The organism is Chryseobacterium sp. HNCC26DJ239, from assembly GCF_057180445.1.
Genome location: NZ_JBXUGJ010000001.1, coordinates 234,819 through 247,388 on the forward strand (window position 1 = coordinate 234,819; position 12,570 = coordinate 247,388).

Below are 12,570 nucleotides of genomic sequence, written 5' to 3' on the forward strand. Positions count from 1 at the left end.
TAACATTAAATTAATTTTATTGAATTTTTAAAAAGTAAGACTTACTAATTCCAAACCAATTTGTAGTCCATATTTCTTCGTAAGCATCGCATCATTATTAAAAGTTGGCGTAAAATCTTTTTGAATATACAATGCAACAGCTCCATAACCGATTCCAAATTTACCTCCGAAAATAAAGTCATTCAAACCTTTCGTTACCGTCTCTCTTTCAACAATTCTTTTTGAATACTCTGTAGAATATTTATTATAAATAGTACTACCAACTCTTACACCGCCATACAAACCGCCTAAGATGTAAAATTGAGTCTGCCTATTATCAACATATTTCACGCCTTCATATTCGGTATATTTACGGTTAAGAACCCATCTTAACTCAACCGGAAGCATAATATAGGTGCTATAAAGGCTTCTACTTTTCAAACTTCCTTTTGTAAAATCTTGGATAAATAAACTATGGTTATCTTGAGCAAAGACTTTCCCATATTTTGGGGCAAAATTATCCGATCGCATACCAATTCCTATTCTGTAAAAAAGAGGACTCGTGAAATTTCCCAATTGATTTTCATATCTTAAAGCAAAATTCGCAGCATTATATACTCTACTTTTCACATCAGAATCCTTGCTATTAAATCTAAATGGTTCATCTTTAGAGGTTAAACCAGCACTTAAGAAGGCCATCGATAATTTTACAGAATGTAAATAATCTTTGGGCAATTTTACTCTTCTACCTGAAAATCCGATTTTTCCAGAATGTGGCTCAAATGTAAACCTGTACTTAGCATCAGGATTTAAAACCAAGTCTTTAACCATTTCTTTGGTAGCATCTTCTAAAACACCTTTTTCGTTTTCTATCTTTTCATTAATGGTTTTTTCATACTTTTCAGCAATTTCAGTTTTCCTTTTGTGCTTTTCATCGGAAGCTGTTTTTCCTTTAAAATCTTCATCCAATTTATCCAGCTCAATATTCATTTTCCTTTTTTCAGAGAAAATGATGCTGTCTATTTTTCTGCTGTATTGATACACTTCTGAATGCGCTGTTTTATGCTCTTGCCCAAAAGCCCAAAGAGAAAAAAATAAGGCAGAAAACAAGGTAATTTTCTTTTTCATGATAATTATTATTAAGTCGTAGTTTTATATTCTGTCTAAAATTTCAAACAGTTTTTATATTTTTTTTCGTGATTATTTTGATGATTATTTTGAAGCTGTTGAATCGGAATACACCGTTACTCCTAAAATATTTAATAAATGCGGTCGCCTAATTTTTAGCTTTGAAACATCCAAAACACCAAACTGTTTATCGCTTCTCGCCTCTTCTCTCGTTTTATCGAATTCTCGCCCTAATAGCAATTCATTAGCACTGATGTATGAAACTTTTTTACGTTCTGGCGTTTGCGTTTTTACAGCCGAAACTTCGTTTGTTTGAGCGTAAACTGGAGCAATCTGTTCGATTTTAATTTCTTTCTGTTTTAAATCTAAATCAACCTCACTTACATTACTTGTTTCTTTCAGTTTTCTATTCGAAACATTATTTTTTGAGACTTTATCATCTTTTAAGTCGGAAATAGCAATTATTTTTTCGGGAGACTCAACAACTAAATTATGAATAGAATCTTTTTCAAAAGTCATTTCAGATTGCTTTCCAGAATGAGAAACAACCGTTTTTGTAGCAGTTGAAGGTTGATTCGAATTCAAATAAAACAAACCGGAAATAGATGCCAACAAAATGACAACTGCTGCATACTTCCACCAAATAAAAGGTCGTTTTCTGGATGTTTCTACAGAAGAATCCAAACCATCTTCAATCTGACTCCAAAGATGTATTGAAGGATTTATTTCGAGCTTTTCGTACTCAGTTTTTAATTGTTTCTGTATGTTTTTGTCCATTTTCTTTAGCTTTTAAATAATCAGCAATCCATTTTTTTGCTTTACTGAGTTGGCTCTTACTTGTTCCTTCAGAAATATTTAGAATTTCTGCAATTTCCTGATGTTTCCGTTCTTCAAACACGTATAAATTAAAAATTAAACGATAGCCAGTTGGCATTTCAGAAAATATTTCTTCTATATTAATGTTTGTTATATTTCCCGCTTCTTCATCCACGTAATCATCAGCAATTTCAATATCTGCGTAAAGAATATTTTTGTTTTTCCGCACGAAACTAATCGAATCATTCACTACAATTTTCCTCAACCAAAACGGAAATGCTTTCCATTCTTTACAGTCATTAATTTTATTAAAACACTTTAGAAAAGCATTCATCAAAACATCTTCTGCATCGTGAATATTATTGGTGTAAGAATGTGCAATTGCAAGCATTTTCGCCGAAAACATTTCATAAAGTGCCTTCTGTGCTTTACGGTCTTGTTTTTTTGCCAGCTTAAAATTCTCTTCTAATTGCTTCATTGATTAGTTTCTATAGTAAAGACAACCGAATGTAGAAATAGTTGCCTGAATGGATAAAAAAAATTGCACTTTTTATAAAAAAGTGCAATTTACTACTATATAAGAAAAATGTCTATTGAGCGAAAGAATATCTTGGCCCTCCTGATTGGAAGACAGCAAGCATTCTGCTTTTTTGGTCTGCAGAGAACATAAACATTGCTCTGTCGTCTACATAATCCATATAATTCATGGTCATTTCTACAGGAGATCCTGAACATGTACTGTAATGAGGATAAGCCGGAGCTCCGTAATTAGCTGTGTTGTGAGAAGGAGTATCATTACAATAGTCGTTTCCGCAAGTTGTATCTCCCCAAATATGACGAAGGTTCATCCAGTGACCTACTTCGTGAGTTGCAGTTCTTCCCAAATTAAATGGATAGGTTGCAGTACCTGTATTTCCAAAATATTTAGAATCTATTACAACACCATCTGTTGCCGTAGAACCTCCAGGAAACTGTGCATACCCCAAAATACCACCACCAATAGTACAAACCCAAAGATTAAGCTTTGTAGTAGGCGATGTAGGATCTAGCCCACCCTGTTTTGTTTTTTTCATGGCATCTCTGGTTCCCCAAGATGTCTTACTTGTAGATTTTCTATTCACCTGATCTAAAACAAACCTTATCCCCACATTTGCTTTCACTCCCGCAAATAATGTCGGAACACTGCTATAATCGCTGTTTGTAGCATTAAAATCTGCATTTAAAACATCAATTTGCGATTGAATTTGAGCCTGAGAGATATTTTCCGACGTTGTTTTATATAATACATTTACTACGACTGGTATTTCGATAACTCCATTAACCAATCTTGATTCAAAATTTTCAAGAAGTTTTCTTTGTGTAAAAGCTTCGATATCTGCCATTCTTTGTGCAAGTGCAGGATCTTCTGACATCTGATTTTTCAAAACTTCATCGGCAGCACATTTTCTTGCTCCCGAAACGTTTGAAATTTCATTTTCAGGAAGCTGTGTTTGCATTTTTTCGTCAGATTCACAACCTATAAAAATAGCACTTGCTATTCCTAGCATAAAAATTGATTTTTTCATAGTAATTCCATATTAATTAACATTAAACACTTGTTTATTTTCAAAGAAATAACAAATCTTTAACAAATATAATAATTCTACCTTATCATCAAACACTTTATTAAAAAAAAATTAAATAAAACTTAACAAAACTTTAAAATTAGCATACAACTATATAATTAACAATATCATACTACATTTAAGACAAAAAAAATACACTTCAAAAATGAAGTGTATTTATATTTTTTAACTTAATTAATTCTAATGCTGAATTTCTTTCAACTCATTTGGGTCGTGTTTGTGTTTGAAGAAAATACCAAAAAGAATGGTAATAATCAATGCATACCCTGCAAAATACAGCCATATTTCATGCCACATTTTATCTCCATTTGGAAGTGTAAAATAGTTTTGAATTACCCATCCACTCAATAAACTTCCGCCCATAGCACCAAAACCGTTGGTCATCATCATAAATAATCCCTGTGCTGAAGAACGTATCTTGAAGTCTGTATTCGTCTCAACAAATAGCGATCCCGAAATGTTAAAGAAATCGAAAGCCATCCCATAAACAATACATGATAAAATAATAAGAACCAAACCAAATCCATCCGGAACACCATATGCGAAGAATCCAAATCTTAAAACCCATGCAAACATTGAAATGAGCATCACGTTTTTAATACCAAATTTTTTAAGAAAAAATGGTATTGCAAGGATAAATAAAGTTTCGGATACTTGCGAAATAGACATAATTAAAGTAGATCTTTTCACAACAATACTTTCTGCGTACTGTTCCATTTTTCCAAAATCTGAAAGAAATGCATCACCATACATATTGGTAAGCTGTAATGCCGCCCCTAAAAACATAGAAAAGATAAAAAACAAAGCCATTTTACCATTCCCGAATAATGAAAGAGAGTTTAAACCCAATTTTTCTAATACGGTTGCATTTTTTGAAATTGTATTCTGCGGAGGACATTTAGGTAAAGTAAATGCATAAATCCCTAAAACAATAGCGAAAACCGCCGCAATATAGAACTGATTTCCTGATTCTTTATTACCAGTAAGATTGGTAATCCACATCGCAATAATAAACCCTACAGTACCCCAAACTCTAATGGGTGGAAAAACCTTCACCACATCATAATTATTGTTTTTAAGCACATAATAAGCAATTGAATTGGATAAAGAAATTGTGGGCATGTAAAAAAACATGGCAATTAGCATAATCCAAAAAAACTGGTTAGGATCCGCAATTTGAGGAAGGAAAAAAAGAGTTATTCCGTAAAGGATATGCAAAATACCGTAAAGTTTTTCTGCATTCATCCAGCGGTCTGCAATAATACCTGTTAAAGCAGGCATAATAACCGAAGATATCCCTAAAGTTGAAAACACGGCGCCAAACTCTGCACCGCCCCACTTTTTCGTTCCAAACCAATACACCCCGATGGTAATGAGCCATGCTCCCCAAACAAAAAACTGCAGAAAACTGAGTACCGTTAAGCGTAATTTTAAATTCATCTGTAATATAATAGTCTTAATCTATTTTCTTTTTTCTTCTGTTGATTTCTTCCTGAACTTCCAAAGCCGTGTCAAAATCTTCTTCTTTTACCGCATCATCAAGAAGTTTTTGAAGATCTTCCATGGTAAGCGATTTCAGATTATCTTCTTCTGAAATTGTTTCGGAAAATGGCTGATCTTCCTTAGAAACCTCTTCAAGTTCCAGCAAAATACCTGCTTCATTTAGTACTTGCTGAGTTGTAAAAATTGGCGCATCAAATCTTACCGCCATTGCAACAGCATCTGAAGTACGTGCATCCAGAATTAATTCTTCTTGGGTTTCTTTATTTTTGAAATTGATGTTGGAAAAAAATACACCGTCTACAATTTGATAAATGATTACTGAAACCAACTCGAAATTGGCAGAAACGATGAATTTGGTAAACAAGTCGTGAGTAAGCGGTCTTGGCGGATGAATATCTTTCTCTAAACCAAGAGAAATGGATTGCGCTTCAAAATTCCCAATTACAACGGGTAATTTAATGTGTGTTTCTTCATGTTCCAAAAGCAATGCGTAGGCTCCAGATTGAGTCTGGCTGTACGATATTCCGCGTATGATGAGCTGTTTATAATCCATAGCTACAAAGATAAATTAATTTTTTGTTGTAGAATTTACTTTAAGACAAAAATAAAAGCCCAAAAATGGGCTTTTATATGTAGATTGTGAATTAATTATGTTAGCAATTTTACTTTACTGATGAGTTTTATACATGAAAAAACGTCTAAGTAAAGCCAATTGAGCGTTAACAATTCACTATTTTTTATCCTTTGATAGCTTTAATTTTCTCTGTTAATGCCGGAATAATTTCAAAAGCATCACCAACAACACCGTAATCTGCAGATTTGAAGAAAGGTGCTTCTGCATCATTATTAATTACCACGATCGTTTTAGATGAATTTACACCCGCCAAATGCTGAATTGCTCCAGAGATACCGATTGCTACATAAAGATTAGGTGCAATTGCTTTTCCAGTTTGTCCAACGTGCTCTGTATGCGGTCTCCAACCAATATCTGAAACCGGTTTAGAACAAGCTGTTGCAGCTCCTAAAACGTTTGCTAACTCTTCAACCATTCCCCAGTTTTCAGGACCTTTCATCCCTCTACCTGCAGAAACAACTACTTCAGCTTCTTTCAAATCTAGTTTACCAGAGCTTTGCTCGTGAGAAATTACTTTCGTATCATCATTAGCAACAGAAAGGTTTTTCACTTCTTCAGAACCAGAAACTGCATTTTCTTTCACACCAAAAGCGTTTTGAGAAACTGTTAAAATAACTCCAGTTCCTTCTGCTTTAGCATGCATGAAGCCTTTTCCAGAGAAAGCTTTTCTTTTTACCTGTACCGGAGAAAGACTTTCTGGTGCTTCCAAAACGTTTGTAATTAGAGAATGACCGTTCATAACAGCCAACATTGGCGCTACTGAAGACGCATCTGTTGTATGAGGAAAAACGATGATATTTCCGTTTGCAACTTCGCTTAACGCTTGTGCGTAAGCTTTTGCTGAGAAACTTTTTAGACCTTCGTCTTTAATGTTGATTACGTTAGTTGCTCCATATTTATATAACAAATCTGAAGCATCTGTAGGGTTTACAGAGATTGCAGTAACGGTATCTCCCGCCTTATCTGCTACTGCTTTTGCGTAAGAAACTGCCTCAAAAGCTGCTTTTTTGTAAACTCCGTTTATATTTTCTGCGTATACGAATACTGACATAATTTTGAATTTAAGATTTAAAGTTCAAAATTCAAGGTTATTTTTTGAATTTTGAATATTGAATTTTGAATAATTAAATAACTTTAGCTTCTTCGTGAAGTAATCTTACCAATTCGTCTAAGTTATCCGGAGAAACCATTTTCACAGCAGCTCTTGGTGGTACAGAATCGTAAGAAACTCCTTGAACTTTTACTTCAGAAGAAGTTGGTTCTACCACTTGCAATGGTTTTGTTCTTGCAGACATAATCCCTCTCATGTTCGGAATAATTAAATCTTTCTCGTCTACCAAACCTTTTTGCCCCGCAATTACAGCAGGAAGTTTTACAGAGATGGTTTCTTTACCTCCTTCAATTTCTCTCACTGCAGTAGCTTCGCTACCGTTTACATCTAAACCTACAGAAGCATTTACAAAAGGCTGGTTCAATAATTGAGCAACCATCCCTGGAACAGAACCACCGTTATAATCGATAGATTCTTTACCACAAAGTACCAAATCGTACCCTCCATTCTGCGCAACAGAAGCAATTTCTTTCGCTGTAGAATAGCTATCTTTTGGATCTAAATTTACTCTCACAGCATCATTAGCTCCAATTGCCAACGCTTTTCTGATTACCGGCTCTGTCGCCACATCTCCAACGTTAATAACCGTTACTGTTGCTCCTTGAGACTCTTGCAATTTGATTGCTTTTGTTAAAGCAAACTCATCAAGCGGATTAATTACCCACTGAATACCGTTTTTGTCGAATGCAGATTTATCTGCTGTAAAGTTGATCTTTGATGTAGTATCTGGAACACTACTGATGCAAACTAATATTTTCATATCTTGTTGTATAAATTTTTATTTGCTTACAAACCTTTCGGAATGTATTATTTTATATTTTCTGAGATGCTGTTTCTCCTTTAAAATCCACAGCGGTTTTTACCTTTGTTTACTTTGCTAATATAAATAAAAAATATATTATGCATGCATAACACTTATTTTTTTGCTATTCAATACATTAGAACCATTTATTTGCCTGGTTGTGAAGCCCTGAATTCAATTTTACTAGGTAAAACTCTTGGATTCATTTTTAAAACATCTAAAACCAAATTCCCCATATCTTCTGGCTGAATCTTCCAAGCATCTTTTTCCGAAGGAATATTTCCGTTAAAATGTGTAGCCACAGAACCCGGCATTATCACAGTAGATTTAATATTATATTTTCTCAAATCAATCATCGCTGCTTGCGTAAAGCCAACAACACCAAATTTAGATGCATTGTAGCCCGTTCCATTTTCGAAGAAATTAGCTCCTGCCAAACTTGAAATTGTAATGTAATATCCTTCCGACTTCTTCAACTCTTCAACAGATGCTTTTAAAGTATAAAAAACACCTGTAAGATTGGTTTCAATCATATCGTTCCATTCTTCCGCAGACAGTTCATCAACTGGTTTAAAAATCCCTAAACCCGCATTCGCAATAACAAAATCTAGCCTTCCGAACTTTTCTACGATATATTTTACTGCTTCATTTTCGCTTTCCAAACTTCTTACATCAGAAACAATTCCTAAAACATTTGCCGAAACTTTTTTTAAAGCTTCTTCAGCTCTTTCCACATCATCTCTTTTTCTCCCCGAAAATGCCACCGACACTCCATTTTGAAGTAAAATTTCTGCAATTCCCAACCCAATTCCTTTCGTACCTCCTGTAATATAAGCTACTTTACCTTGTATCATTATGTAAAATTTTAATTTCTCTAAAATACAAAAAACGCCCCGAATGGAGCGTTTCTATATGAAAAACACTTGTCATTTATTATTTTTTGATGAATTTGTGCGTCGTCTTACCTTCTTCTGTTTCCAACATCAGTAAATATTGTCCTGAAGGTAGTTTTCGCACATCTAACTTATTGTCTTTAAGGTTAATTTTTAAACTTTTTCCCGCTGTATCAAAAACTTCCGCTTTTAGTATTTTTTGATCGGTTTTAAAACTTAAAAAATCATCGGTAGGATTTGGATAAAGCGACACTGAAACTGCTTTAGCCTGCGCTTCGCTTACGCTTAACGTTGGTCTATCAACAGAAAAAGTATCTATTCCAATCAAATCCGAATTATTTCCCGACGGACCACCGTCAGTAACATAATATCTAAAGGCAAACTTTACGGGAACTGCAGTCGTACCCACTCCTGCAATTGTAAATTGATATTTTGTCCACACTTTAGGATAAACAAATCCTGTAGTCAATGCAGGATTTACCGTTACACCTACATTGGTAAAACTTCCCACTCCAGAAGAACCACCACTTGGAACTACTGTAGTTGCTGCGGTGCTATATCTAAATTCAAGACGATCTGGATAATCCTGAGTTCCGTCGGTTCCTTTTCTAGTGTAAAAGCTAACAATATCTCCATCTTTTACGTTTACAACGGGAGTTATGAGCCAATTACTAATAATTCCTGCGCCGGTTGTGCTATTAAAATTTACCAAAGCAAAAGAATTATTTCCTCCTGCATGACCAACAGGAACTGTTGTTGTGTTCCCGCTTCCAAAAATAGCGTTCGTTAAAGGGGTTGTGTAATTAGCCTTCGTCCACACACTTGTTCCTGCGGGAGAACTTTGGTTGGTTAAAGTCCAATCTGTGGCAAAAGCCGCATCAAAACCGTATGAATAGACATTAATAGTTTGTGAGTTTGCAAAAAATGCAGAAAAAAATGAGGATAATAGTAGAAGTTTTTTCATTTGGATGTATTTTAGTTTTCTAAAATTACAAATAATATTTTAAAAATCAACACCTTACACTCTTAAAAAATAAAAAAAAATCGCCGAGTAGACGATTTTTAAATTTGTGCTATTATTTTTTGATGAATTTCTCAGTTGTTTTTCCTTCTTTCGTTTCAATATTAATTAAATAATTTCCAGAAGGCAAAGAACTTACATCCACTTTATTTCCTTCCAGTTTTACATTAATTTTTCTACCATTAAAGTCATAAACAGAAACGTTTTCTACTTTTGAATTAGATTTAATATTTAAATAATTAGAAACAGGATTCGGATATATTTCAAAATAATCTTTCGCCAATAAACTTTCGTCTTTAGTTGATAATAGATTATTATTAGAATAAGAAAGATTAAAATCATCAAGCGCCCAATTATAAGCAACCGTATTTCCTGAGGCATTAATATTATAGGTACGATATTGGCCAACATCTAAACCTGTAATGAGAGTGTATCCTGTTGGAGGGGTAGAGAAAGTATAACTTTCTTGTGGTGTATACCAATTCATTACACCTGTGGTCATATCATAAGCCATACCTACTGAAACCCAAGTATTTGCAGGGTATGGAGTTGTTCCTAAAGTTTTGATTCCAAAAAAACCTCTAGTACCTGCATTCATTAAAGCTCCTCCTGCTGTAATTGTTTTAGTTGCAACATTATAGATTAGACTCACGATTACTCCAGGTGTAGATGCATCATCAAATAGAGTAATATAAATTGATCCTGTTCCGTTTGCTGAACCAGTGTAAAAACTACATGTTGCTTTAATAATATTATTTCCTGTTGTTGCGTTTACACCAACCACTTTAACTACTGAATGATTATTTGGATCGCTTGTAGCCACATAGCTTGATCCAGCTGTTATTTTTAAAGAATTACCATGCGTTGCATCAATTGTTGCTATTTGATAATCAGAAGCAACTCCATTTAGCAAATAATAACCACCTTGCCCTGCAGCTCCTCCAGTGAAGTTTGTACCTACATTTCCAGCAGTTAAGCTATTAAAATTTTGGCTATCGATAACTTGTCCATAAGCCCCTCCAAACGAAAGAACAGTCAAAAAGAATAAAAACTTTTTCATACCTATTTTTTATTTTAGTTTCCATAAATATAATAATTATCAATCAATTTAAAAACATAATTATAAAAAAAATGAAAAATCCTCAAGAAACAAATCTTGAGGACAATTATATGATAAAAACAACTCTTTTTTTTTTACTTTACATAGTTTTCGAAGAAAAGTGGGATACTTTCAATTCCTTTATAGAAGTTGAACAATCCGTAATGTTCGTTTGGAGAGTGTATCGCATCAGAGTCTAAACCAAAGCCCATCAAAACAGATTTTGCACCTAAAACCTGCTCAAACATTGCCGTAATTGGGATACTACCTCCTCCTCTGTACGGAAGAACTTCTTTTCCAAAAGCGGTTTCCATAGCGGTTTTTGCTGCTAAAAACTCTTTAGTTTCTGTTGGTAAAACGTAAGGCATTCCTCCATGATGTGGCGTAATTTTTACTTTTACATTTTCAGGGGCGATTTTCTTGAAATATGCCGTGAATTTTTCAGTAATCTCTTCCGGAGTTTGATAAGGAACCAATCTCATTGAAATTTTAGCTGAAGCTTTTGAAGGAATCACCGTTTTTGCACCTTCTCCTGTGTAGCCACCCCAAATTCCGTTGCAGTCTAATGTTGGGCGAATTGATGTTCTTTCTAAAGTCGTGTAACCTTTTTCACCTTCAACACCATTTAAACCGATTGATTTTTTGAATTCTTCTGGGTTGTCTTTCAATTTATTCATTTCAGCTCTTTCTTCGTCTGAAACTACGTCTACATTATCGTAGAAACCATCGATAGTGATTCTTCCATCATCATCAATCAATTTTGCAATCATTCTAGAAAGCACATGAATAGGATTTGGAACCGCACCTCCATACAAACCTGAGTGAAGATCACGATTTGGCCCCTCTATTTCAACTTCTACATAACTTAAACCTCTTAAACCAGTAGTTACAGTAGGTTGCTCATTGCTGTAAATATGCGTATCAGAAATCAAAATACAGTCACAAGACAGTTTTTCTTTGTTTTCATTTACCCAAGCTCCTAAGCTTACAGAGCCTACTTCTTCTTCACCTTCCAAAATAAACTTAACATTACAAGGAAGAGCATTTGTATGCATCATCGCTTCAAAAGCCTTTAAATGCATAAAAAACTGACCTTTATCATCCGCAGAACCTCTTGCAAAAATCGCACCTTCCGGATGTAAATCTGTTTTTTCGATATAAGGCTCAAAAGGAGGTCTTCTCCACAATTCGATAGGATCTGCAGGTTGTACATCATAATGACCATAAACCAACACCGTTGGAAGCTCAGAACTGATGATTTTTTCACCAAAAACAATAGGGTAACCCGCAGTTTGGCAAATTTCCACATTATCTGCTCCCGCAGTTTTTAGATGTGAAGCCACAACATCTGCACATTTAAGTACATCGTCTTTGTAAGCGGGATCTGCTGATATTGAGGGGATTCTAAGTAATTCAAACAACTCATCAACGAAGCGAAGCTTGTTTTCGTTAATGTATTTTAAAGTCTCTTGCATTATATTTATTTATTTTGCTAAAAGTAAAAAATTTGATTTTCAGGAACAAAGAAAACAACATATTTTTCTTTCACCTTAAACGAAAATATCCCGCATTACTGCAGGACATTTTAGTATTTTTTCTAACCGTTTAGTGCTCAGCTGGAGCTGCATGCTCTTCTGCTGCTGGCTTTTCAGTAGTTACGCTGTCTGTTTTCGAAGCATCTACAGAATGCGCAGCTGTTTCTTCGTGATGAGCAGGTGCCGCTGCATGACCGTGAGCTTCTGCTCCACCTTGGTGATCATCAGAATATCTTTCTACACCTTCTTCAAGTTTAAGTGTATTTTTGTTTCCTCCGGCCTGAATTTTCTTACAGCTTACTGCTACTGTTGCAATCGCCAAAGCTACCACTAATTTTTTCATATACAGATTTATATTATTAATAATGCAAACTGAAAACTGATGTTGCAAATTCTTACAAGCTGATGTTTTCAGGTCTAATTT

Annotated in this window: 13 protein-coding genes; all 13 read right to left on the minus strand. The window is 34.5% G+C overall.

Annotated features, from left to right (window positions below; translation table 11 throughout):
- Window positions 1–27: 27 nt before the first annotated feature.
- Complete coding sequence (locus AC2A1D_RS01125) at window positions 28–1,107, minus strand: hypothetical protein (RefSeq protein WP_484041828.1); 1,080 nt, start codon at window positions 1,105–1,107, stop codon at window positions 28–30.
- Window positions 1,108–1,191: 84 nt separating this feature from the next.
- Window positions 1,192–1,884: a hypothetical protein gene (locus AC2A1D_RS01130; RefSeq protein ID WP_484041829.1), complete on the minus strand. Its 693-nt coding sequence runs from the start codon at window positions 1,882–1,884 to the stop codon at window positions 1,192–1,194.
- Window positions 1,850–2,401, minus strand: coding sequence for an RNA polymerase sigma factor (locus AC2A1D_RS01135; RefSeq protein WP_484041830.1), 552 nt, complete (start codon window positions 2,399–2,401; stop codon window positions 1,850–1,852). Before AC2A1D_RS01135 ends, AC2A1D_RS01130 begins: the two co-directional genes overlap by 35 nt.
- Before the next feature lie 112 nt (window positions 2,402–2,513).
- Window positions 2,514–3,419, minus strand: a complete 906-nt coding sequence (locus AC2A1D_RS01140; protein WP_484042322.1) for a zinc metalloprotease — start codon at window positions 3,417–3,419, stop codon at window positions 2,514–2,516.
- A 309-nt stretch (window positions 3,420–3,728) separates the two neighbouring features.
- Window positions 3,729–4,988 (minus strand): nucleoside permease, encoded by a 1,260-nt coding sequence (locus AC2A1D_RS01145; protein ID WP_484041831.1) that lies wholly within the window; start codon window positions 4,986–4,988, stop codon window positions 3,729–3,731.
- A gap of 16 nt (window positions 4,989–5,004) precedes the next feature.
- Window positions 5,005–5,604: a bifunctional nuclease family protein gene (locus AC2A1D_RS01150; protein ID WP_484041832.1), complete on the minus strand. Its 600-nt coding sequence runs from the start codon at window positions 5,602–5,604 to the stop codon at window positions 5,005–5,007.
- 184 nt (window positions 5,605–5,788) lie between these two features.
- Window positions 5,789–6,736: an electron transfer flavoprotein subunit alpha/FixB family protein gene (locus tag AC2A1D_RS01155; protein ID WP_484041833.1), complete on the minus strand. Its 948-nt coding sequence runs from the start codon at window positions 6,734–6,736 to the stop codon at window positions 5,789–5,791.
- Between the two features lie 73 nt (window positions 6,737–6,809).
- Entirely contained in the window at window positions 6,810–7,556 is a 747-nt protein-coding gene (locus tag AC2A1D_RS01160; protein WP_484041834.1) for an electron transfer flavoprotein subunit beta/FixA family protein, read from the minus strand.
- 188 nt (window positions 7,557–7,744) lie between these two features.
- A complete protein-coding gene (locus tag AC2A1D_RS01165) occupies window positions 7,745–8,452 on the minus strand; it encodes an SDR family oxidoreductase (protein ID WP_484041835.1) in 708 nt (235 codons plus the stop codon).
- A gap of 79 nt (window positions 8,453–8,531) precedes the next feature.
- Window positions 8,532–9,455 carry a choice-of-anchor J domain-containing protein gene (locus AC2A1D_RS01170; protein WP_484041836.1) on the minus strand — a complete coding sequence of 308 codons (924 nt, stop codon included), beginning with the start codon at window positions 9,453–9,455 and terminating at the stop codon, window positions 8,532–8,534.
- Between the two features lie 112 nt (window positions 9,456–9,567).
- Window positions 9,568–10,572 (minus strand): T9SS type A sorting domain-containing protein, encoded by a 1,005-nt coding sequence (locus AC2A1D_RS01175; protein ID WP_484041837.1) that lies wholly within the window; start codon window positions 10,570–10,572, stop codon window positions 9,568–9,570.
- A 134-nt stretch (window positions 10,573–10,706) separates the two neighbouring features.
- Window positions 10,707–12,086 (minus strand): dipeptidase, encoded by a 1,380-nt coding sequence (locus tag AC2A1D_RS01180; protein ID WP_484041838.1) that lies wholly within the window; start codon window positions 12,084–12,086, stop codon window positions 10,707–10,709.
- Window positions 12,087–12,216: 130 nt separating this feature from the next.
- A complete protein-coding gene (locus AC2A1D_RS01185) occupies window positions 12,217–12,489 on the minus strand; it encodes a hypothetical protein (protein ID WP_484041839.1) in 273 nt (90 codons plus the stop codon).
- Between the last annotated feature and the right edge of the window lie 81 nt (window positions 12,490–12,570).